General features: G+C 68.6%; 24 protein-coding genes, 2 tRNA genes and 1 other RNA gene. 13 read left to right on the forward strand and 14 right to left on the reverse strand.

The window, feature by feature from the left end; genetic code table 11:
• Window positions 1-7: 7 nt before the first annotated feature.
• The 3 genes from ABZ463_RS32770 to ABZ463_RS32780 form a co-directional block, all read right to left on the reverse strand.
• Window positions 8-583 (reverse strand): TetR family transcriptional regulator, encoded by a 576-nt coding sequence (locus tag ABZ463_RS32770; RefSeq protein WP_362782016.1) that lies wholly within the window; start codon window positions 581-583, stop codon window positions 8-10.
• 81 nt (window positions 584-664) lie between these two features.
• A complete protein-coding gene (locus ABZ463_RS32775) occupies window positions 665-1,390 on the reverse strand; it encodes an ABC transporter permease (RefSeq protein WP_352013727.1) in 726 nt (241 codons plus the stop codon).
• A gap of 5 nt (window positions 1,391-1,395) precedes the next feature.
• The gene (locus tag ABZ463_RS32780) at window positions 1,396-2,295 is read right to left on the reverse strand and encodes an ABC transporter ATP-binding protein (protein ID WP_362782018.1); all 900 of its coding nucleotides are present in this window, start codon (window positions 2,293-2,295) and stop codon (window positions 1,396-1,398) included.
• A 132-nt stretch (window positions 2,296-2,427) separates the two neighbouring features.
• On the opposite strand from ABZ463_RS32780, the gene ABZ463_RS32785 reads away from it, so the two are divergent.
• Window positions 2,428-3,930 carry a histidine kinase gene (locus ABZ463_RS32785; RefSeq protein WP_352013670.1) on the forward strand — a complete coding sequence of 501 codons (1,503 nt, stop codon included), beginning with the start codon at window positions 2,428-2,430 and terminating at the stop codon, window positions 3,928-3,930.
• Between the two features lie 10 nt (window positions 3,931-3,940).
• Window positions 3,941-4,597, forward strand: coding sequence for a response regulator transcription factor (locus ABZ463_RS32790; protein WP_352013671.1), 657 nt, complete (start codon window positions 3,941-3,943; stop codon window positions 4,595-4,597).
• Between the two features lie 240 nt (window positions 4,598-4,837).
• On the opposite strand, the gene ABZ463_RS32795 is transcribed toward ABZ463_RS32790, so the two are convergent.
• Window positions 4,838-6,076, reverse strand: coding sequence for a cytochrome P450 (locus ABZ463_RS32795; protein WP_362782023.1), 1,239 nt, complete (start codon window positions 6,074-6,076; stop codon window positions 4,838-4,840).
• 442 nt (window positions 6,077-6,518) lie between these two features.
• Window positions 6,519-6,977, reverse strand: coding sequence for a MarR family transcriptional regulator (locus ABZ463_RS32800; protein WP_362782026.1), 459 nt, complete (start codon window positions 6,975-6,977; stop codon window positions 6,519-6,521).
• Window positions 6,978-7,097: 120 nt separating this feature from the next.
• On the opposite strand from ABZ463_RS32800, the gene ABZ463_RS32805 reads away from it, so the two are divergent.
• From ABZ463_RS32805 to dnaN, 5 genes are all read left to right on the forward strand, one after another.
• Window positions 7,098-8,108, forward strand: a complete 1,011-nt coding sequence (locus tag ABZ463_RS32805; protein WP_362782029.1) for an SMP-30/gluconolactonase/LRE family protein — start codon at window positions 7,098-7,100, stop codon at window positions 8,106-8,108.
• Between the two features lie 86 nt (window positions 8,109-8,194).
• Window positions 8,195-8,950 carry a ZIP family zinc transporter gene (locus ABZ463_RS32810; protein WP_362782032.1) on the forward strand — a complete coding sequence of 252 codons (756 nt, stop codon included), beginning with the start codon at window positions 8,195-8,197 and terminating at the stop codon, window positions 8,948-8,950.
• A gap of 377 nt (window positions 8,951-9,327) precedes the next feature.
• Entirely contained in the window at window positions 9,328-9,909 is a 582-nt protein-coding gene (locus ABZ463_RS32815) for a hypothetical protein (RefSeq protein ID WP_362782034.1), read from the forward strand.
• Between the two features lie 112 nt (window positions 9,910-10,021).
• Complete coding sequence (locus ABZ463_RS32820) at window positions 10,022-10,621, forward strand: TIGR03086 family metal-binding protein (RefSeq protein WP_362782036.1); 600 nt, start codon at window positions 10,022-10,024, stop codon at window positions 10,619-10,621.
• Window positions 10,622-10,782: 161 nt separating this feature from the next.
• Window positions 10,783-11,886 (forward strand): DNA polymerase III subunit beta, encoded by a 1,104-nt coding sequence (gene dnaN / locus ABZ463_RS32825; RefSeq protein ID WP_362782039.1) that lies wholly within the window; start codon window positions 10,783-10,785, stop codon window positions 11,884-11,886.
• A gap of 57 nt (window positions 11,887-11,943) precedes the next feature.
• Here the strand turns inward: dnaN and ABZ463_RS32830 are convergent, their stop codons facing one another.
• The 5 genes from ABZ463_RS32830 to upp form a co-directional block, all read right to left on the reverse strand.
• Window positions 11,944-12,633: a FadR/GntR family transcriptional regulator gene (locus ABZ463_RS32830; RefSeq protein WP_352013679.1), complete on the reverse strand. Its 690-nt coding sequence runs from the start codon at window positions 12,631-12,633 to the stop codon at window positions 11,944-11,946.
• A gap of 110 nt (window positions 12,634-12,743) precedes the next feature.
• On the reverse strand, window positions 12,744-14,102 hold the full coding sequence (locus ABZ463_RS32835) for a helix-turn-helix transcriptional regulator (RefSeq protein ID WP_362782043.1): 1,359 nt from the start codon (window positions 14,100-14,102) through the stop codon (window positions 12,744-12,746).
• A 132-nt stretch (window positions 14,103-14,234) separates the two neighbouring features.
• A complete protein-coding gene (locus tag ABZ463_RS32840) occupies window positions 14,235-14,768 on the reverse strand; it encodes a PH domain-containing protein (RefSeq protein WP_352013681.1) in 534 nt (177 codons plus the stop codon).
• Window positions 14,769-15,055: 287 nt separating this feature from the next.
• On the reverse strand, window positions 15,056-15,286 hold the full coding sequence (locus ABZ463_RS32845; protein ID WP_352013682.1) for a hypothetical protein: 231 nt from the start codon (window positions 15,284-15,286) through the stop codon (window positions 15,056-15,058).
• Between the two features lie 137 nt (window positions 15,287-15,423).
• Entirely contained in the window at window positions 15,424-16,062 is a 639-nt protein-coding gene (gene upp / locus ABZ463_RS32850) for a uracil phosphoribosyltransferase (RefSeq protein WP_352013683.1), read from the reverse strand.
• A gap of 191 nt (window positions 16,063-16,253) precedes the next feature.
• On the opposite strand from upp, the gene ABZ463_RS32855 reads away from it, so the two are divergent.
• From ABZ463_RS32855 to ABZ463_RS32870, 4 genes are all read left to right on the forward strand, one after another.
• Window positions 16,254-16,763 carry a tRNA adenosine deaminase-associated protein gene (locus ABZ463_RS32855; RefSeq protein ID WP_352013684.1) on the forward strand — a complete coding sequence of 170 codons (510 nt, stop codon included), beginning with the start codon at window positions 16,254-16,256 and terminating at the stop codon, window positions 16,761-16,763.
• 16 nt (window positions 16,764-16,779) lie between these two features.
• Window positions 16,780-17,271: a tRNA adenosine deaminase-associated protein gene (locus ABZ463_RS32860; protein WP_352013685.1), complete on the forward strand. Its 492-nt coding sequence runs from the start codon at window positions 16,780-16,782 to the stop codon at window positions 17,269-17,271.
• Window positions 17,272-17,294: 23 nt separating this feature from the next.
• Window positions 17,295-17,738, forward strand: a complete 444-nt coding sequence (gene tadA / locus ABZ463_RS32865) for a tRNA adenosine(34) deaminase TadA (RefSeq protein WP_352013728.1) — start codon at window positions 17,295-17,297, stop codon at window positions 17,736-17,738.
• A gap of 24 nt (window positions 17,739-17,762) precedes the next feature.
• Window positions 17,763-17,852 (forward strand) — tRNA-Ser (locus ABZ463_RS32870).
• Window positions 17,853-17,925: 73 nt separating this feature from the next.
• Here ABZ463_RS32870 and ABZ463_RS32875 read toward each other — a convergent pair.
• Together ABZ463_RS32875 and ABZ463_RS32880 are read right to left on the reverse strand one after the other, a co-directional pair.
• A complete protein-coding gene (locus tag ABZ463_RS32875; protein WP_352013686.1) occupies window positions 17,926-18,225 on the reverse strand; it encodes a type II toxin-antitoxin system VapB family antitoxin in 300 nt (99 codons plus the stop codon).
• A gap of 59 nt (window positions 18,226-18,284) precedes the next feature.
• Window positions 18,285-19,142, reverse strand: a complete 858-nt coding sequence (locus ABZ463_RS32880) for a neutral zinc metallopeptidase (protein ID WP_362782049.1) — start codon at window positions 19,140-19,142, stop codon at window positions 18,285-18,287.
• A 204-nt stretch (window positions 19,143-19,346) separates the two neighbouring features.
• On the opposite strand from ABZ463_RS32880, the gene ABZ463_RS32885 reads away from it, so the two are divergent.
• Window positions 19,347-20,384, forward strand: a complete 1,038-nt coding sequence (locus ABZ463_RS32885) for a trypsin-like peptidase domain-containing protein (RefSeq protein ID WP_362782052.1) — start codon at window positions 19,347-19,349, stop codon at window positions 20,382-20,384.
• A gap of 431 nt (window positions 20,385-20,815) precedes the next feature.
• Here the strand turns inward: ABZ463_RS32885 and ABZ463_RS32890 are convergent, their stop codons facing one another.
• Both ABZ463_RS32890 and ABZ463_RS32895 read right to left on the reverse strand, forming a co-directional pair.
• A complete protein-coding gene (locus tag ABZ463_RS32890; RefSeq protein ID WP_362782055.1) occupies window positions 20,816-21,250 on the reverse strand; it encodes a PIN domain nuclease in 435 nt (144 codons plus the stop codon).
• 238 nt (window positions 21,251-21,488) lie between these two features.
• Window positions 21,489-21,574: transfer RNA gene (locus ABZ463_RS32895), tRNA-Ser, on the reverse strand.
• 108 nt (window positions 21,575-21,682) lie between these two features.
• Here ABZ463_RS32895 and ffs point away from each other — a divergent pair.
• Window positions 21,683-21,778: signal recognition particle sRNA small type (gene ffs, locus ABZ463_RS32900), an RNA gene on the forward strand.
• Window positions 21,779-21,782: the final 4 nt, after the last annotated feature.

The following is a 21,782-nucleotide window of genomic DNA, read 5'->3' on the forward strand; positions in this document are numbered from 1 at the left end:
GGAACTATCAGTCAAGAATTTTGAGTGCCTGAGCGGCCGCGCCGCGCAGCCGTTCCGGAGCGGACCGGCCCTTGGCCGTCAACCGCAGCCCCTGAAGGAAGACCAGCAGGAACCGGGCGAGCGCCACGGGATCGCGGTCGGCGGGCAGTTCCCCCTGCGCCCGCGCCCTGATGAGCGCCGAGGTCAGCGCCGTCTCCAGGCAGGTCCAGTTGGCGTCGACGATCCCGGCGACCCGCTCGTCGCCGGGAAGGAGCTCGCCCGCCGCGTTCACGATCATGCAGCCGCGCCGGTCGCCGATCGAGTCCTCGGTGTAGAGCTCGACCAGCCCCCGTACGGCGGGCAGCGCGGCCCCGGGCTGGGACAGCAGCTCGACCGGCGAGGGGTTCCTGGAGTTCGCGTAGCGCCGCAGCGCCTTCAGGTAGAGGTCGTGCTTGCCGCCGAAGGTGGCGTACAGGCTGGCCCTGCCGATGCCCAGCCGGTCGACCAGGTCACTCATGGAGGTCGCCTCGTAGCCACGCTCCCAGAACAGCTGGAGAGCCGCCTCAAGGGCGACCTCCGGGTCGAACTCCTTCGTCCTCGCCATGGGGAGAAGGCTACGCCTATCTGGAACGAACGGTCAAATAAAAGTACGGCCCACGCCCCCGCGCGCGGGCCGTACCCCTATCTACTCCCAGCGGAACAGCCGGATCGCCAGCACCACCGTGACCAGTACGGTCCCCGCCATCACCACCAGGTGCAGCGGCTGCGGCGCGTGCCCCGCCCACGTGTCACGCAGTGCCTGGGCGAACGGCGCCAGCGGCAGGAAGTCACCGATCCGGCGCACCAGGTCGGGCAGCATCTCGCGGGGAATCCACATGCCCCCGACGAACAACAGCGGGAACATCAGCAGCGAGCCGATCCCCGACGCCGACTTCACGCTCGGCGCGACCGCCGCGATCAGCAGGCCGAGACCGAGCAGCGAGGCGGTGCCCAGCAGGAACACCCCGACGAAGGCCAGCGGGCTCCCCGGCAGGGGAACTCCGATGGTCACGTGGCCCAGCACGATCAGCAACACGGTCGACAGCACCGCGACACCGATGTTGTTGACCACCTGGGCGATCAGCAGCCGAACCGGTGGCACCGGCGTGGTGGACAACCGGCGCAGAATGCCGCTCTCCCGATAGGCCACCAGTACGGCGGGCAGTGCGGACAACGCCATCGTCACCACGGACAGGATCACCATCATGCCCGGCAACTGGGTGTCGATCACCCGCTGCCCGCCCATCTCGGCACTCGCCTCCTGGAAGGAGGGAATGCTGCCCAGCCCCAGCAGCAGTCCAAGCGGCAGCAGGATCGCGAAGATCGGCCCCGCCGGGTCACGGAGGAAGAGCTTCGCCTCCATAATGATCATCTTGTTCACGTGGAGATCTTCTTTCCGGTGAGGGCGAGGAACGCGTCGTCGAGAGTGGCCTGCTCGGCCCGCAGGTCCTTGGGGACGACCCCGGCCATGGCCAGGGCGGTCGTGACCGCCAGCAGCAGCTCACCGCTTCCCGTGACCTCGACCCTGGCGCCGTCCCGCCGTACTCCGCTGACCTGGGGCAGGTCGGCGAGCGGCGCCGTGTCGAAGAGGGCGGGGGCGCGGAAGGTGACCCGTTGGGAGTCCCTGACCCGTGCGATCAGCCCGTCGGGGCTGTCCACGGCGACCAGCCTGCCCGCGTCGATCAGCGCGAGCCGGTCACAGAGCCGTTCCGCCTCCTCCATGAAGTGGGTGACCAGCAGGATCGTCACCCCGTCCGCCCTGATCTGCTCGATGAGCTCCCAGGTGTCCCGGCGGGCCTGCGGGTCGAGGCCGGTGGTCAGCTCGTCGAGGATCGCCACCCTGGGGTTGCCGACCAGCGCCAGCGCGATGGAGAGTCGCTGCTTCTGACCGCCGGAGAGCGTGGCGTACCGCGCGTTCCGCTTCTCGGCGAGCCCGACCCGCTCGATCAGCGCGCGCCAGTCGGCGGGCTCCCGGTAGAAGGAGGCGTACAGCTCCATCGCCTCCCACACCTTGATCTTCGCGGGCATGGCGGAGCTCTGCAGCTGGACGCCGAGCCGCTCCTTGATCTCGGCACGATGAAGGCCACCCAGCACCTTCACGGTTCCGGCGTCCGGGACGCGCAGCCCCGCGACGCACTCGACGGTGGTCGACTTGCCGGCGCCGTTCGGTCCGAGGACGCCGAAGATCTCCCCCTCCTCGACGGAGAAGGACACGCCGTCGACCACGAACCGGTCGCGGTACTTCTTTCTGAGGCCGTTGACCTCGATAACCTTCATGCCGACGACGCTAGGAAACCTGGCCCGGAACGCAGAAGCCGTTTGGATACACGGCGAAGGTGGGGTTTCCTACACCCCGAAGGGGAGTTGTTGTCATTGGATGTCCGGTTCGGATCGCCGACACTCATATCCATGAGGCGACACACGGTGGCGGTCGGCAGAGCCCTGGCGATGGGGACGATGGCCCTGGCGGACCTTGTACTGCTCGTGATGAGCATGTTCGCCGGGCTGCTCACCATCGTCGGAATGATCTTCTTCTTCCCGCCCGTGATCAGGATGATCCGATGGCGTACGGCCATGGCCAGAAGACTGACGGGCAGGTGGCTCGGCACCGAGGTGCTCCCGTCGTACCTGCCGCCCCCTCCGCCGGTCAGGCCCCAGCCCGACGGCTGGTACCGCTACCAGCGCCAGCTCTACAAGACGCCGTGGTGGCCCAACTGGAACAACAGGACAAAGTGGATATTCACCGACCCCGCGACCTGGCGTGACACGGCCTGGGTGCTGCTCAACCCGATCGTCGGCGGCAGCCTGGCGGTGGTCCCCCTGTTCATGGCCGGTTACGGCCTGACCCTGCCCTGGCGCTGGGCGCCGCAGGCCGCCCCCCTCGGGCTTGTCATCGCGGCCCTCGGCGTCGCGGCGACCCCGTGGCTGCTGCGCTTCTACGGCTGGTGGAACAGGCTGCTGCTCGCGCCAACCGCCAGATCCGTGCTGGCCGGCAAGATCAGGCGGCTCAACCAGGTCAGGCTGGACACGGTCGACTCCCAGGCCGCCGAGCTACGGCGGATCGAACGCGACCTGCACGACGGCGCCCAGGCCAGGCTCGTCGCCATCGGCATGACCCTCGGCGCGGCCGAGGAACTGGTCGACAAGGACCCCCAGGCTGCCAAGGCGCTGCTGGCCAAGTCGCGCGAGGCCTCATCGACCGCCCTCACCGAACTGCGTGACCTGGTCAGGGGCATCCACCCGCCGGTCCTGGCCGAACGGGGACTCGGCGACGCCATCAGGGCGCTGGCACTGGACAGCCCGCTGAAGATCAAGGTCACCGTCGACCTCAAGTCACGTCCCGAGGCACCCGTCGAGTCCGCGGTCTACTTCTCGGTCAGCGAACTGCTCACCAACGCCGCCAGGCACGGCGGTGCGGAACGCGTCTGGATCGACATCAGCGGCCAGGGCAGGACACTGCGCGTCACCGTCACCGACGACGGCTCCGGCGGCGCCGACCCCGCACGCGGCAGCGGTCTGGACGGCATCGAACGACGCCTGGCGGCCTTCGACGGGATACTCGCCCTCAGCAGCCCGCCCGGCGGCCCCACCACCGCCACGATCGACGTGCCCTACGCGCTGGTCACACCGCAGGGGGACACCCCCTCCATGCCCCGGTGGAAGTACGCGGCCGTCGCGATCGGCTGGTGCGTCGGCTGGCTCCCCACGTTCCCCCAGGGCCTGGTCCCCGCGATCCTCAAGATCACCGGTGTTGAGGAACGAAGCTGGTTCCTCGCGCTCTACCTGCCCGAGCCGCTGCAGTGGCCGATGATCGTCTTCAACATCCTCCTCGGAATGGCCCTGTACGGCATGGCGATCGGCATCCCCACCGCTCACGCCCACAAGAACGAACTCAGGAACGGATGCATCTAAAGTGGGACCGGTGCACCCCAGAGTCGTCATCGCCGAAGACCTCTACCTGCTGAGAGACGGACTGGTCCACCTGCTCCAGGCCCACGACTTCGAGGTCGTCGCGGCCGTCGAGTCGGGTCCCGAACTGCTCACCGCCCTGACCACCCTGCGCCCCGACGTCGCCGTGGTCGACGTACGGCTCCCGCCCACGTTCACCGACGAAGGCCTGCAGGCGGCGCTGACCGCCCGCAGGGCCGTACCCGGCCTGCCGGTGCTCGTCCTGTCCCAGCACGTCGAACAGCTCTACGCCCGCGAACTCCTGGCCGACGGCTCCGGCGCCGTCGGCTACCTCCTGAAGGACCGGGTGTTCAACGCCGAACAGTTCATCGACGCCGTACGGCGGGTCGCCGCGGGCGGCACCGCCATGGACCCCGAGGTGATCGCGAAACTCCTGGCCAGTACGGCCAGGCACGAACCGCTCGGCGAACTGACCCCCCGCGAACGGGAGGTGCTCGAACTGATGGCCGAAGGCCGCTCGAACGCGGCCATCGCCCAACGGCTCTACCTCAGCGAGAGCGCGGTCGGCAAACACACCGCGGGCATCTTCACCAAACTCGGCCTGTCCCCGTCGGACGACGACAACCGGCGGGTACTGGCGGTGCTGGCTTATCTCAACGCCGCTAGGTGACATGGCGCCGCCTTCGGCGTCGCGGGTCCGGGCGCTTCGAGCCAACGCTTTCCCTCGTCGCTCATCCGCTTCGCTCCTTCGCTCCTCAGTCCAAGCGTCGGCGCGCCCGAACCGTTTCTCTTCGCGACGCCTTCGGCGTCGCGGGCTTGGGCGCCCTGAGTCGGTGCTTTCCCTCGTCGTTCGTCCGCTGCGCTCCCTCTCTCCTCAGTCCAAGCACCGACGCGCCCAAGCCGGCACTCCTCACTTCTTGGAGGGGTGGCCCAGGCGGAGGGGGAGTTCGCTCAGGCCGTTGATGACCAGGGAGGGGAGGCGGTTCGGGGTGGGGGTTTCCTGGGCCAGGGTGAGGTCGGGGAAGCGGTCGAACAGGGCGGGCAGGGCGATGACGGCCTCAAGGCGGGCCAGGGGGGCGCCGATGCAATGGTGTACGCCGACGCCGAAGGCCAGGTGTTCGGCCGGGGGTCTGGCCACGTCGAAGCGGTCGGCGTCCTCGCCGTGCTGGTGCGGGTCGTGGCCCGCGGCGAAGTAGGTCGCGAGGATGGCGTCACCCGCGGGAATGCGCACCCCGTCCACGTCGATGGGCTCCGTGGCGTACCGCAACGGGAAGTTGGCGACCGGCGGCGCCCAGCGCAGGGCCTCCTCGATCACCGCCTCCCAGGTGACCTCCCCCTCCCGGATCCGGCGTAGCTGCTCGGGGTGGGTGAGCAGGGCGTGGACCGTGCTGTCGATCAGGTCGACGGTGGTCTCGTGCCCGGCACCGAGGAGGGCCAGCAGGGTGTCGCGCAGCTCGTCGTCGCTCAGCCGGTCGTCCTCGTAACGGGCGTTGATCAGCTCCGTGGTCAGGTCGTCCCCGGGGTGCTCGCGCTTGTGGGCGATCAGGGCGGGGAAGAACGTCCTGATCCTGGCCGAGGTCTCGGCCGCCTCCTCCGCGGTCGCGGCACTGTCGATGAAGGCCGTGGAGATCCAGGCGACCTCGGGACGCATGTCGTCGGGGACGCCGAACAACTCGCAGATCACCCGCAGCGGCATCGGGTGGGCGTAGGCGACGCGCAGGTCGACGACCTGGTCGGCGGGCAGTCTGGTGAGGTCGTCGATCAGCTCGGCGGTGATCCGCTCGATGATCGGCCGCATGGCCAGGGTCCGGCGACCGGTGAAGCTGGGGGCGACGAGGTTGCGCAGTCGCCGGTGCTCCATGCCGGAGGCGTTGACCAGGTTCCGCATGCCGATCCACAGGTTGAGCCAGCCCCACTCGGGCCGTTCGTCGACCTGCGGCCACAGGCTCCAGTACCGCTGCGGGTCCTTGCTGACCCGGGGGTCGAGAATGACCTGTTTGAGCAGGTCGTGGCGGGTGATGGCCCAGACGGGCACGCCACCGGGAAGTTCGACCTTGACCACGGTGCCCAGGGCACGCAGCCGGGACACCTCACCGGGAACGTCGCTTCCGTAGGGGTCCAGGACGATGGGTGAAGAGGAAATGGCCATGCGGACGCTCCCTGGAGGTCGAGCGGATTGACGCGGGCCGGGACGAGCACACGGCGGCGGACGGGGTCGTCGCGTTCCGGAGGCCGAACCGGCGGCTCCACCGCCATGGGGGTCGCCCCTGCCACCGATGATCAGGGGCCGTAAGAACCACGGCTCCTCGTTGTCGAACATTCGCCGGAGAATACCCAAACACTAAATACGACAACGTCACAAGTCAACGATTCCTCGTCGCCGGGAGGCCACCCCAACAGCATGGAGAATCGCCGGCTCGACGCGCGATAAGGCAGGTCAGGCAGGCCGTACGGTCAAGTGGTCGGCAGGTGGAAGCCGTTGACGGCGAACCACGGGAGGAAATCCCGTACCACGGAAAAAGCCTGAACCAGAAAAGGGTGGCCACTGGAAAGAAAATGGTTCGCCCTTTTTCCGTCCGGAGGGAGTTTCGCTACGACTCGGGCTCGGGAGCCGTTCGGGCGGCCTCCAGGAACTCGACGCAGCGGCCCAGCAGGGTGATCAGCGTCTCGCGCTCCTCGGGGGTGAACTTCGCGGCGAGCCCCCGTTCGACACGCACCGCGCGGGGGTCGGCCGCGGCCAGCACCTGTTCGCCCTTCTCGGTGAGGCGGGTCTCCAGGACGTTCCTGTGCCACTCGTGCGGGGTGCGCTCGATCAGGCCGTGCTCCTGGAGGTTCTTGAGCACGGTGTTCATCGTCGGCGGGGTGACCGCGCACGCCCTGGCCAGCGCGGCGGCCGAGATGCCGGGGCTGGCGGAAAGGTGCAGCAGCGCCGCGTACTGCGACACGGTCAGCCCGGCCTGCTTCAGTGCGGCGTTCTTGGCCGCGTTGAGCGCCTGCTCAGCGCGCTTGAGGTGGGAGCCCAGGCGCTCGGAGAGCGGCAACTCGGTCATCTCCGCATGGTAACAACCCGTGAATTAAAGCGTTGACGATCATTAGAGTTCTAATTAGAGTTCGTGTCCGAACAAGCAATACGACTCTGTCAATCATGTGAAGCCGAACAGAAGGGCGCCATGTCTTCGCCTCGTCTGATCGTGGCCGCCGCGGCCACGACCCTCACCGCGCTGCTCTCCCTCACCCCCGCGCTGCCCGCCTCCGGTGCGCCGACCACGACAAACCAGATCACGCGGGCACGGATCTCCACCGCGTACGAACTTCCCGGCGACCGGGTCTACCCCGAGGGCGTCGCCGTGGATCCGCGCACCGGCGACCTCTACGCCGGCTCCTACACCGACGGCACGGTCTTCAAGATGACACCGGGGCACCGGGTGGCCCAGGTCTTCCTGCCCGCGGGCGCCGACGGGCGTGACACCGCCAACGGACTCAAGGTCGACCGGGCGGGACGGCTGTGGGTCACCGACTCGACGACCGGGGTCTCGGTCTACGACACGCGCACCCGACGCCTGCTGGCGAGCTTCGACGTCCCCGGGCAGGCCCCGGACGACCCGGCCTTCGTCAACGACCTCGCCATCGCCCCGGACGGCAGCGCCTACCTCACCGACAGCGTCCGCTCCGTGGTCTACCGCGTCACGCCGCGTCAGGTGGCGGCCGGAGGCAGGACGACGCTCACCGTCCGCTTCGACCTGGGCGAAGACCTCGACCCCCACGGGCCCGGCGCGTTCACCCTCAACGGGATCGTCGCCGACCCCTCGGGGCACTACCTGCTGACCGCCGACATGACCGGTGGCGACCTGTACCGCCTCGACATCGCCTCAGGAGCGATCCGCAGGGTGACACTGACCGGAGGCGACACGCTGCACGCCGACGGGCTCGAACTGCGGGGCGGCAGGCTCTGGGTGGTCCACAACACCGAGAACACCATCAGTCGCTGGAAGGTGACACGGGACGGCGCCGCGGCCAGGGTCGAGAGGCGGCTGACCGACGAGGCCCTCCAACTCCCGACGACATTGGCGTTCGGGAACGGCACGCTCTACGTGGTCCGCTCCCAGTTCGACAAGGGCGGCCCGCTCGGCTCGGGAACCCCGCGAACCCCCTTCACCATCGCCTCGGTACGGGGCATCTGACCACGCTCCCCCACCTCGCGAGAATATGGGACATTCATTACCCGTTCCTGAGAAATGTCGCCCGACGCGGGATGGGGGAGACGGCCGTGCCGCAGTGGCTTCAGGCAGGTCTGTGGGGAACCGCCGCCGGGGGAGCCCTCGTCGTGGGGGCGGCGGTCGCCTGGCTGGTACGGGTCCCGGCCGTGATCATCGCCGGGATCATGGCCTTCGGCGCGGGCGTGCTGATCTCGGCGTTGTCCTTCGAGCTCGTCGACGAGGCCGAACGCTCAGGAGGGCTCCTCCCCACGGCGGCCGGCTTCCTCGCCGGCGCCTGCGCCTACGTCGCGGCCAACACCCTCCTCGCCCGGTACGGCGCCCGCCACCGCAAACGCTCCGGCGACAGGCAGCCGTCCGAGGGCGACATTCAGGGCAGCGGTACGGCCATCGCCGTCGGCGCCCTGCTCGACGGAGTCCCCGAGTCGGTCGTGCTCGGCCTGTCACTGCTCGACGGCCGGGGCGTCGGGATCGCGGTCCTGGGGGCCGTCTTCATCTCCAACGTTCCCGAGGGGCTCTCCAGCGCGGCGGGCATGAAGCAGGCCGGGCGCGGCGCGCCGTACGTCTTCGGGGTCTGGGGCGGCATCGCCCTGGTGAGCGGGCTGGCGGCCCTCGTCGGCCACCTCACCCTCCAGGACGCCTCACCCGCGACCGTCTCGGTGATCACCGCCGTGGCCGCAGGGGCGATCCTCACCATGGTCGCCGACACGATGATCCCCGAGGCCTTCGAACGCGCCCATCTCTTCACCGGCCTCATCGCCACCCTGGGCTTCCTGGCGTCCTTCACCGTCGAACGCCTCGGCGCGTAGCCGGTCCGGAGCCACAGACGTCCACCCGGGTCCGTGCGCGCTCAGCCTTACGCGAGGGGTGAGTCTGAGCGCGCACGGACCCCGTGTCCGCGTTCGGCGTTCCCCTGCTCGGCCCGCGCCTACAGCCTGATCAGGAACACCGTGTTCTCCCGCCGCTGTGATCACCCACGGAGGGGTCCCGGGATAACCCCCGGGACGGATCGCCGCTCGTCCGGCAGAGGGACGATCCGTCGGTACGGCGACGGCCACCATGAGATCGCCATCCCGGCGACGCCTCCCACCCGGCGTCCACGGACGACATCCGGGGATGGCGCGAGCCGTCAACACACGCGCTCTTGGCACAGCACCGAACCCTGTCGGAACGAAAGCCGGAGAACATGAACGTGTACAAGAAGGCTTTGCCCGCCGCGCTCGCGGCGGCCGCGCTGGCCACCCTGACCGCGGCTCCCGCGTCCGCGGCGTCGACCACCCTGGACGTGACGGTCAAGGTCCAGCTCAGCCACACCTCGACCGTGAAGGAGTCGGCCGGGGTGTGGTTCACCTGTCCCGGCAACGAGGTGATGACCGGCCGTTCCCACTCCGGGGACGAGAACGGCTCCACCACCTACTACTGCAGCACGATCACCATCAACGACCAGCCGGTCCAGAACGTGGTGAAGGGACTGTGGAGCGCGGGCCTGAAGGAGAGCCGGTCGTCCTACACCGCGCCGAACGACCAGGCCGTCATCGGCAGGTGGCACTCGGGCGACGAGAACGGTTCCACGAAGTACCTCGCGGCCATGTTCTTCTGGCAGGGCAGGCAGGTGCGCTTCTCCTCCCCCGCGTGGAGCGGCGACCTCAAGGAGAGCAGGCACTCGTGGCGGGCGAACGCGGGCCAGGTCATGACCGGCCGGTACCACTGGGGTGACGAGAACGGCACCACGAGATACCAGTACGCCACGGTGACGATCGTCGACTGACGATCCGGTTCCGGCGGTACCCACCGAGCCCCCTCGGTGGGTACCGCCGATCCACCATGGGTGGGACGGCCGTGATGATGGATGCTGTGATCAACACATCTGAGGGGGCTTCGTGAGCATTCAGGAGTTCGACCGGCGAGCGGTGCGGGACAGCGTGGACGTGGTCGCCGCGGTGACGATCGACGATCTCGACAGGCCGACACCGTGCGCGGGATGGACGGTGGCCGACCTGCTCGCCCACATGACCGTCCAGCACCACGGGTTCGCCGCCGCGGCCAGGGGCACCGGAGCCGACCTGGAGGTCTGGAAGGTCAGGCCGCTCGGTGACGACGCCGTCCAGCTCTACACCAAGGCGGCGGAGGACGTGCTGGCGGCGTTCGCCGAGGGCGGCGTGCTCGAACGGGGGTTCACGCTGCCCGAGTTCGCCCCCCGGGGACCGGTATTTCCTGCCCGGCAGGCCATCGGCTTCCACTTCATCGACTACCTGGTGCACGCCTGGGACGTGGCCCGCTCGATCGGCGCCGACTATCGGCCCGACCCGGAGCTTGTCGAGGCCGCCTGGCCGATCGCCCTGGCCGTCCCCGACGACGAACGGCGCACCAGGCCGGGAGCCGCCTTCCAGCCGGGCCTGCCCGTCGACGACGAAACGCCGGGCTTCGACCGCGTCCTCGCCGTACTCGGACGCACCCCCGGCTGGACCCCCTCGGCGTGAGACCGGGAGCCTGGGACGTTCCGCCGCGCGGGAACGCAGCGTGACCACCGGCCGACTGAGTGATATGTCAGTATCAGTGCTTTGTCGGTAGGACCGGCTACCGTTCTCCGGAGTACGGCCACCGCATGTGGTGGTGCCGTTCGGGACGAAGGGATGCTCAGGTGAAGTTCCGGGTCAACCGTGATGTCCTGGCCGACGCCGTGGTCTGGGCCGCTCGTGCCCTGCCGACCCGCCCGGCCGTTCCCGTGCTCTCCGGTCTGCTGCTTGAGGCCGACGCCGAGGACCTGGTGTTGTCGGCCTTCGACTACGACGTCTCCGCCCGCGCCACGATCGAGGCCGAGGTCGCCGAGCCCGGCAGGGTGCTCATCCCGGGCCGCATCCTCGCCGAGATCACCCGGAGCCTGCCCGCCCAGCCGGTCGAGATCGCCACCGACGGGTCCGAAGCGGTGCTGACCTGCGGAAGCGCCGAGTTCGGCCTGCTCACCATGCCCGTTGAGGACTTCCCGTCGCTGCCCAAGGCCCCGCCGAAGATCGGGGCGGTCGGCGGCGGGGTCTTCGCGAGCGCGGTCGGCCAGGTGGCGCCCGCCGCCAGCCGTGACGAGACCCTCCCCATGCTGACCGGCGTCCGCTTCGACATCGCGGGCGAACGCGTGACCATGGCCGCCACCGACCGCTACCGCATCGCCGCCAGGGAGTTCGACTGGCGCCCCGAGCAGCCGGGCGCCACGGCCGCGGCCATGGTCCCGGCCCGGGTGCTCGTCGAGGTGGCCAGGTCGTTGCGCGGCGGAGAGGTCTCGATCGGCCTGGGTGAGGGAGTCGCCGGGTTCGAGAGCGTCGGCAGGAGCACCACGGTCCGCCTGCTCGACGAGCAGTTCATCGACTACCGGGCACGGCTGACCGACGAGTGGCCGATCAGGGCGGACGTGCGGGCCGCCCCGTTCGTCGAGGCGATCAAGCGGGTCGCGCTGGTCGCCGAGCGCAACACCGCGATCAGGCTCACCTTCGGCCAGGGACAGGTGCTCATCCAGGCGGGCGGCGGCGACATCGGCCGGGGCACCGAGGTGCTGGAGGCCGAGCTGTTCGGCGAGGAGATCCAGATCGCCTTCCAGTCGCACTTCCTGCTGGACGGCCTGAGCGGCGTCGAGACCGAGTTCGTACGGCTCAACATGCAGACGCCCAGCCGGCCCGCCCTCATCACCGAGGTGCCCGGAGACGCCGAGCCGGCCTTCCGCTATCTCGTGATGTCCCTGCGCCTGGCCGCCTGAGGCCCCGACCGAACAGGAAGCACCCGGCACGGCGGCGTCCGCCGCGCCGGGTGAGAGTCAGCTGGTGAGTTCCTGGGCCTCGGTCAGAGCGATCAGGATGTGTTCCATGCATGCGTGACCGGCGCGCTCGGCGGCGGCGGCGTCGCCCGCCATGATGGCGCGGGCGATGGCGTCGTGCGGGATGTAGGTGCTGTTGAGCGAGGTGCCCGCGGCGGTGATGCTGGCCCGCAGCGCGGCGGAGAAGTCCTGGTAGAGGTCGATCATGACCCGGTTGTGGGTCGCCTGGACGACGGCGACGTGGAAGGCGAGGTCGGCCTCGACGAAGGCGGTCGGCTCGCCCGACTCCCAAGCCTGCTCCCGCTCGGCGAGCGCGGCCTCGATGTGGGCGATGTCGGCCTCGGTCCGCCGCGTCGCGGCCAGCTTGGCGGCCTCGACCTCAAGCGCGCGCCGTACCTCCAGGATCTCCAGCTGTTCGGCGGCGCGTAGCCGTCGCAGCATGGCGCCGGAGAGTTCGCTCGTGGCGCGGACGTAGGTTCCGTCGCCCTGGCGGCATTCGAGCAGGCCTGCGTGGGTGAGTGCCCTTACCGCCTCACGCACGGTGTTGCGTCCGACCCCGAGCTGCTCCGCGAGCACGGTCTCGGTGGGAATCTTCGTGTGCATCTTCCAGGAGTTCGACGTGATCTGCTCTTTGAGCTGGTCGATCACCTGGTCAACGAGAGACGCCCGCTGCGCCGTACGCAGACTCACAGTCCGCCTCCTCCGGAGAAGCCAATCATCCTATGATTCAATGACTGGTAGACCCTAGTTATTCCGGAGGCAGAAAAACAAATCCGGAACGCCGGAGGAGGCGGATTGCTTTATCGAACCAGTGTCGAATCGACCGTCATTCCCACCATCGCGTCGCGGACTCCCGCTGCCTCAAGAGCCTTACGATACGCGCTGGTCTGCTCTTCTCCCGCGCCGACCCTGCCGTAGAGGTCGCCCAGCTCACGCCAGGCACGCGCGGCCTCACGGTCGGGATTGGACCGCTCCGAACGCAGGGCGTGAAGAAGCTCCCCCGCGGTGTTCAGCCGTGACAGAACCTCACCCTCCCCCCGCGAGAGCGCGGCCTGGGCAAGGACCAGGTGCGCGGCGGCGGCGGTGGGGCTGGCCTGGCCGGACAGCGTGTCGAGGGCGGACGAGGCCAGGTTGACCGCGCCGTCCGGGTTACCGCTCCCGAGCTGGAGGCGGGCCAGGACCACGAGGCTTCCCGCGTACTCGTTGACCTTCTCGTCGAACGTGGCGAAGACCCCGCTGGCAGCGGTGGCCAACTCGTAGACCTCCTCGGAGAGGGAGGCGCTTCCGAGAGAGACCGTGAGTCTCGCCCATTCCAGTGCGATCCCGGCCAGCCTGAAGGCCATCCGGGCGGGTCGGCCGGTCGCGATGGCGTCGTCGGCCAGGCGTACCGCCAGTGCCGAGTCCTCACCCTCCGCCGCGGCGACGCTCGCCTGCCAGAGGGAGTGGATCTCGGCGGTGCGGTTGACCACCGAGGGAACGCCGTTGACCGCCAGGATGTGCCTGACATACGACAGGCCCGGAGACTGGGGCCTGGCAGCCTCGGTCTCCACCAGCGCGGCGGCCAGTTCGATCGCGATCTCGCCCTGCGTCAACGCCAGGTGGTTGACCTGGCTGAGGGCGTAGATGGCCAGATCATGCGCGCGAAGCGTGTCGCCCGCGCGCTGGTAGCAGCGGCTCAGCGCGACCGTCAGAGGAAGGTCTGCCAGCCGTTCGGGGTGCGCGGCGGCCTCGCGGCGGAGCCGCTCGAACGCCTCTACCGCTGGTCCGACTCGGTCCTGGGCCTCCAGCGAGCGAGCCCGCCCCAGCCGCGCGTGCGCGGCCAGCATGGCGTTCTCCTCGCCGGCGACCTTGACGATCTCGCCGAACCGTTCCGCGGCGACCCCGGGGTCGCCGTGCTGCAGCTCAAGCTCCGCGTGACGCAGGCCAAGCTCGGTGTCGATCCGTTGGCGCGGCTCGATCCCGTGCAGCAAGAACTCGGTAGTGCACCCCAGCCGTTCGGCGAGAAGCCGCGCGACCACGGGGGTCGGCGTGCGCTTGCCGGACTCGATGAGGGAGACATAACTGTCGGAGAGGTCAGGCCCTGCCAGCTGGGCCTGAGACATGCGCCTACTCAGCCGCAGTCCGCGGACGCGGTCACCGATGGTTCCCTGACTCGGCATCTGATCTCTCAGGGCGGGGGATGGTCAATGTTCCCGCCATGATTGCACGAAGCAGTCGAATCGGTAACCCCACGTGAAGAGAATCCACCTGCGGACTCTTCGGGCCCCTATGTCATACGGGACATAGGGGCACTAATCATCCGAATCGTTGCCGCCGGGGAAGAGCATCTGACACACCTCTAGGTAGATGGTCTCCGGATAGGGGATGAAGTTGATCCTTGAGAGGGCCTGGTCCTGACCCGCCGACTCCAGGACGAACTCGCCGTATCCCAGCATGCGACCGAGCAGTGAGCGCTGGAAACTCATGTCGGTCACCTTGCCGAGGGGCATCATGTCGACCTTGCGTGTGATCAGGCCCGTGGTGAGCAGCACACGCTTGGAGGTGACGATGAAATGCTCAACCGACCATTCCGCCACTTTCCACACAAAACGGATCAAAAGGAGGAGCCAAGCCCACCAGACGATCACCAGGGCGGTGCCTCCGGAGCTCTGTCCCCCGAACCACCTGCTGAGCAGGCCGGCCAGGATCAGGCCACCGAAGACCTCGGCGATGGGGCGCAGCAGTACGGCCGGGTGAAGCCGCACCATGATTACTTGTTGCTCGTGGGGGAGTAGGTAGCGGTTGACCGACGCGGGAGCCGAGTCCCCGTGGGTCACCAGCCTCATGACAGATGGGATACGAATTGGGCCAGAGAATTGGCCGCGTTGAACATGGTGTCCATGGCGCCCCTAACTGTGTTCGCTGCGTCACCCGGTCTTGTGAAGAGGTAGAACGCCACAAAAGCAATGGCGCTGTATGTCAGAACCTTCTTGACCTGCACTGCGGCCTCCTACGACCACTCACCCACTGCACCCGCCGTATACATTACCCATGCCATTCGCGAGGTAAAGCGTCTTCCCTGACAGGGTCACGATCTCAGCGACGGGACCCGATCAGGGCGGTGTGACATTCGTCACCCACCCTCGCTCGCGGCCAGTGCGAGGACCTCCAGGTGCTTGCGGGCGATCCGCTCGACCAGCACCGGGTGGGCCTGGCCGGTCACCTCCAGCGCGCCGTAGTGCGCGGCCTGGATGCAGCGGGTCACCGTGGCCGCCGGATGGACCTCGGAGAACTCGCTCCGCAACGCGGCACTGACGTGCTCGTAGGGGTCCGGCTCCTGATCCTGGATGGTCCGCTCGCTCATGTTTCTCCCTGATGTGTGCCCGCGGCCTCCCCTGGCCGGGGACACGGAAGAGGCATCCTCGCTACTGCTCGTACCCATTCAAGCACGTTGGGTAACGAAGGGGAGGGTTAACGCCTCCCCCCACACCAGGGAGATCCTCAGACCACGCCGTAGAGGCGGTCCCCCGCGTCCCCGAGGCCGGGGACGATGTAGCCGTGCTCGTTCAGCCGTTCGTCGAGCGCGGCGGTCACCAGGCGGATCGGCCTGTCGCTGCCGGCGAACGCCTCGTCCATGTGGGCGATGCCCTCGGGGGCGGCCAGCAGGCACAGCGCGGTCACGTCGTCGGCGCCGCGGTCGAACAGGAACCGGATCGCCGCGGCCAGGGTGCCACCCGTGGCCAGCATCGGGTCGACCACGTACACCTGACGCCCGGACAGGTCGTCGGGCAGCCGCGTCGCGTAGGTCTCGGCCTTGAGCGTCTCCTCGTTGCGGATCATCCCCAGGAAGCCGACCTCGGCCGTCGGCAGCAGCCGGGTCATACCGTCCAGCATGCCCAGGCCCGCACGCAGGATCGGCACCACCAGCGGGTACGGCTGCGCCAGCCGTACGCCCTTGGCCTTGGCGACCGGGGTCTCGACGGTGACACCGGTGACGCGGACGTGCCGGGTCGCCTCGTAGGCCAGCAGCGTCACCAGCTCGTCGGCCAGGCGCCGGAAGGTGGGCGAGTCCGTACGCGCGTCCCTGAGAGCGGTCAGCTTGTGCGCGACCAGCGGGTGCTCGACGACGAGGGTCTCCATGGACGTCAACGCTATCCGGACGGCCGTGCGGGGGACAGCGGCGGGACCCACGTCCCGGACGACGGGCGCTCGCCTGGACGACATCGCCCGCTCACCCGGATTTGGATCACAATTTGGCCCCGGAGGCGTACGGCGACGCGGTGCTTCTGAAAGCATTGACGTCCGTAGCGAGCGCACCGGTGGGGATGAGCATGTCAGACGAAGACCCTCTGGACTTTGCCATCGTCGTCTATCGCGAGGACGACGGCTGGGAGGCGGAGCTGCTTCCCGTGGCGCTCACCTCCGACCTCCAGGGTCTCGTCCACGCCCTACGCCAGCAGCCGAGCATCAACGGGACGATTGGCCTGGTCGCCGTTGGGGATGAGTTCTTCGTGGCGTTACGAGTGTTCGGTGAGCATGTGGAGGTCTTCCTCTCCGACATCGCCGCGTCCTGGGACTTCCCCCTGGCGCGGCAGGCGCTGGAATACCTCGACGTGCCGGTGCCCGACGAGGACGAACTGGACGCGATCCTCCAGGACGAGGAGACGGCCCTGCCCGCCGGAGATCTGTCGATCTTCGCCGACCTGGGGCTCGACGAGATGGAGCTCGGCATCCTCTCCGGGGACATCGACCTCCTTCCCGAGGACGTGCTGTCCAGCATCGCCGCCCGTCTGGGATTCTCCGAGCCCTTCGAACGCGCGATCGACTCTGTGTTCGGCTGACCCCGGGAGACCGGCCATGTCCTCCAGGCAATCCACTGGCAGTGTGTTCTCCGCGGCGTTCGTCCGCACCGAGGACGGATGGAACGGCGCCGAGATCGACCTCGGCGCCGCGGAGATAGCCGACGACCTGGGCGACGCCGTACAGGAGCATCTGGGGCTCAACGGTGACGAGCTGGCCCTGCTGTGCGTCGAGGTCGAGGACGAGTGGTTCGCCATCGTCCGCTACGAGGGAGACCGGGAACCGCGCACCTTCCTGTCCGACGCCCAGGCGGGGTTGACCGACGGGCTCGGCGAGCTCTTCACCGAGCTGGCCGGCGTCGCCCCGGACAAGGAGACCCCCGACCTCGGCGTACGGCCCGCGGGCGACTTCGAGCTGCTGAGCGACCTGGGCATGAGCCCGGAGGAGCTCGTCGAGCTGAGCATGGAGGAGGGCGCGCTCCCCGCGGACACGCTCTCGGTGATCGCCGAGCGGCTGGCCTTCGCGGACGAGCTCGACCGGCTCCGGTGAACCCCGAGGCGTACGCCGCCGGGATGCGGCTGGCCCTTGAGCAGGCCGCCGAGGCGGGCGCCAGGGGGGAGGTGCCGATCGGCGCGGTCGTCCTCGACCCCGAGGGGGCCGTGCTGGCCGGGGCGGGCAACGACCGTGAGTCGCTGGCGGACCCGACCGCGCACGCCGAGGTCCTGGCCCTGCGGCGGGCCGCCCTTTCGCGTGGTGAGTGGCGGCTGACCGGCTGCACGCTGGTCGTGACCCTTGAACCGTGCACGATGTGCGCCGGAGCCGCCGTGCTGGCCAGGGTCGACCGGGTCGTCTACGGCGCCGTCGATCCCAAGGGGGGTGCCGCGGGCTCGCTGTGGGACGTGCTGAGGGACCGCCGCCTCAACCACAGGCCCGAGGTCGTCATGGGGGTGCTGGCCGACGAGTGCGCCACGGTCCTCACCGACTTCTTCACCTCTCGCCGGATGCGCGAGCAATAGCGGATATCCGGTAAGCTGCTCGGCGGTGGAGTCGCCTAGTGGCCGAGGGCGCACGCCTCGAAAGCGTGTGATGGGGCAACCTATCCGTGGGTTCAAATCCCACCTCCACCGCCACAGCAACGAAAGGGCCCCCGGTTCGCCGGGGGCCCTTCGTCGTGCCAGGGGTTCCTCAGTCCTCGGGGCGCTCTCAGTCCTCGGGGAGTTCGAGGACGCGGGCGTGCAGAATCGAGCGCTGGTGCAGCGCCGAGCGCAGGGCACGGTGCAGGCCGTCCTCCAGATAGAGGTCGCCGCGCCACTGGACCACGTGCGGGAACAGGTCGCCGTAGAAGGTGGAGTCCTTGGCGAGCAGCGAGTGCAGGTCGAGCACCGTCTTCGTGGTGATCAACGTGTCGAGGCGGACCTGCCGCGGCGGTATCTGCGCCCACTCGCGATGCGAGAGACCGTGCTCGGGGTAGGGCCGTCCATCACCGACCAGCTTGAAGATCACAGTACGTAGTTTATGAGAGATTCGGATTCTTTGCCTGCTTGCCCAGGTCGGCGACGGCCTCAGAGGCTCCCTGAGAACGTGTCACACCGGTTGGGATCCCCGCTCTCGTAGCCGGTGGTGAACCACCTGACACGCTGTGCCGACGTGCCATGGGTGAAGGCGTCCGGGTTCACCCGGCCCTGGGTGCGCTCCTGGATGCTGTCATCCCCCACGGCCGAGGCGGCGCTCAGCGCCTGCTGGATGTCCTGCTGGGTGAAGGGCTTGTCGAACAGGCCGGTCTCGTAGGCGTTCTTCGCCCACACGCCCGAGTAGCAGTCGGCCTGCAGCTCAAGCCTGACCGAGCCGCTCCGCGGTCCCTGCCGGTCTCCCTGGGCCATGGAGCTGGTGCCCAGGAGGTTCTGCACGTGGTGACCGTACTCGTGCCCGATCACATACGCCTGGGCGAACGGACCGCCCTCCGCGCCGAAACGGGTGCGGAGCTCGTCGAAGAAGCTCAGGTCGAGATAGACCTTCTGGTCGGCAGGGCAGTAGAACGGGCCGACCGAGGCGTCGGCCGCGCCGCAGGCGGTGTTCACCTGGCCGGAGAACATCACGGTCTTGGCGGGCCGGTAACCCTGCACGACGGTCGGCCAGTAGTCCTGGATGCTGTTGACCACGCCGACCACCCGGCACTCCTCGTTCTGGTCGGCGTCCTGCCCTGTCCTGCACTTGGCCGCCAGGTCGGTTCCCGGCCCCACGGGGGCGGGCTCGTTCCCGCCGACGATGTCCCCGGGGTTGAGCCCGAACAGCAGGGCCACGATGAGCGCGAGGATTCCGGCGGCGCCCCCGCCGACCGCGAGTCCTCCTCCGGGCATCCTCCTGCGGCCACCGCTTTCCACCTGTGAGCTGTCCAGCCGGGCGTCGTCTCTGAAATCCATCGCAGACGTCCCTTCGATCCGCTTGGACCCCCACTGCCCTCCCAGGGGCCGACCATGCCCACCGGTTCGCCGGGTACGGCGCAGCGCCTCATCGGCGTCGACTTGCACGAAATATATCCCCCACCTGCAGCTTTTCACCGCCAACAAGGGAAATATCGTCACATGCGGCAGATGCGGATGGTAGTCATCAATGCGCTCTTTGTGATGACCGTACTCCTCGGCAACGATCTGGGCGCCGACCCGGAGACACCGGACAAGGCGGACCTCGAAACCGGGTCCTCCGTGGCCGTCCCCGTGGCGAGAGGCCCGCTGACACTTGAGGCCGACTACCGAAGGGGCATCGCCAGGGTGCTGCCGTCCGTCGTGCAGATCACCTCGCGGTCGGGAGAGGAGATCAGCGAGGGCTCGGGCATCGTCTACGACGACCTCGGGCACATCGTGACCAACGCCCACGTGGTCGGTGACGCCGAACGCTTCGAGGTCATGCTCGCCACCGGTGGCGCCCCCCGTACGGCCCGGCTCGTCGGGGTCTACAAGGCCGGGGACCTGGCCGTCATCAGGGTGGACGACCCGTCGGGCCTCGTCCCCACCGGCTTCGGCGACTCCGACCGGCTCGCCATCGGCCAGATCGTGCTGGCCATGGGCAACCCGTTCGGCCTGTCGGGCAGCGTGACCGACGGCATCGTCTCCGGGCTGAACCGGACCGTCCAGTTCGCGGCCGAGGGGCACGAGACCGTCGCTCCGGCGGCCGGCGGCCTCATCCAGACCTCCGCCGCGATCAACCCGGGCAACAGCGGAGGCGCCCTGGTCGACCTCGCCGGACAGGTCGTCGGCGTGCTGGTCGCCGACCTGGTGAACGCGGACACGGGCAGTGTGCTCCCCGGTATCGGCTTCGCCATCCCGGCCAACACGGTCACCCGCGTCGTCCGCCGGCTCGTCGAGAAGGGCGAGGTGACCGAAACCGGCCGGGCGGACCTGGGAGTCACGGCGCAGACCGTGGTCGACAGACACGGCAGACCGAGCGGTGTCGGCGTCGTGCGGACGGCCCAGGGGACGCGGACGGCGCTCAGGCCGGGCAACGTGATCGTCGCACTCGACGACACCCCGGTCCTGACCGCGCAGGACCTCGCCAGAGCCCTCGCCGCCCACAAACCAGGCGACTCGGCCAAGGTGGAACTTCTCCACCCCGACGGCTCGACCACCACCACGACCGTACGGCTCGGCACCACCGGAGGCGGCTGACCGGTCCTTTCGATGAAGCCGAGGCTTGGGGGCGAGACCAGGCGATCGCGATGCCCGGCAGGAGCGAACAGGCGGATCTCCAAGCAGCGGCACAGGTGCTCACGTGCGTCACCGCCCTGGTGGACGCCGTGTCACCGGCCCGCACAAGCACGGTGGCGTCCGCCGGGTAGGGGCCGCCCCCTCCGCGCGTGACCCTCTACGCCACCGTGAGACAGCTCTCCGGCTGACGCGTGATCCCGGTCACCGCGTACGCCGCGTTCGGGCGGAGGCGTTCCGAACCACCTCCGCCGATCACCACTACGGCGTCCGCAAGACGGTCTCGCTTCCTCCGGCCAGAGGCCGGTAGGCGTGACGTCGATTCGGGGCGATGCTTGGATCCCTTCCCTGCGGGGGTTGGGCGACGGGGGACTCAGCCCGCATGCCTGTGAGGGTTACTTGTCCGGCTCGGGGCCGTACCACTGGAGTGCTTGACCGGTGACCCGGGCGATGCACTCGAAGTCTCGGTCTCGGTCTCGGTCTCGGTGGAGGAGCGTAAGCCCTTGAAGTTCCGCTGTGGCGGCGATGACGAGGTCGACAGGGCCTGCGCTGCGATGTCGCCCTCGCCGGGTGAGGGTTTCCTGAACTTTCCAGGCGCGGTCGTAGGCGCGGTCGTCGATGGGGGTCCAGCCGAACAGAAGCCGTAGATCTTCGACGCCTTGCTCGCGATCCGTAATGGATCGGGCACTGGAGAGGAACTCAAGTTCGGTGATGGGGCAGACTGCGATGAGTCCTGCGACGGCAGATTGATCCCAGCCGTACCGGTCCGCGTCGGGGCGCAGGAAACGGGCAAGGGCACTGGTGTCGATCAGAAACTGAGCCGCATTCATCGACGGTAATTGCTCTTCTCTTCGAAGAGTTCCAGGTCGAAGCCTCCTTCTGAGGCGTCGGAACGGAGCCGAGCGAGCGCGAGCGCTCGGCGCCGGTGCTCCAGCACCTCACGGGTGGCCCCGTGCCATCGCCGGTAAGCGCGCATGCTTCGAAGTGGGCGTGTCGACCGAGGCCGGACAGCACGAAGGGCCCGGGTGGATAGTCCGGGCCCTTCGTGTCTTGCTGCTCAACCAAGCGCGGAGGATAGGAGATTCGAACTCCTGAGGGGTTGCCCCCAACACGCTTTCCAAGCGTGCGCCCTAGGCCAACTAGGCGAATCCTCCGTGGAGTAGCTTACCGAACTTTCAGGACTGCGTTGACCACATATTCGAGGCATCTTCGTTGGCGGCCGTTCACTACTCCGAGCACTCGCGACAGAGGCTAGACTGTGCCAGGACCCCTCGCGCGGCGTCATCCTGTGAACCTCCCCAGGGCCGGAAGGCAGCAAGGATAAGCAGGCTCTGGCGGGTGTGCGAGGGGTCTCTTCGTTTC

It is taken from the genome of Streptosporangium sp. NPDC020145 (genome assembly GCF_040631275.1).
Classification (GTDB): domain Bacteria; phylum Actinomycetota; class Actinomycetes; order Streptosporangiales; family Streptosporangiaceae; genus Streptosporangium.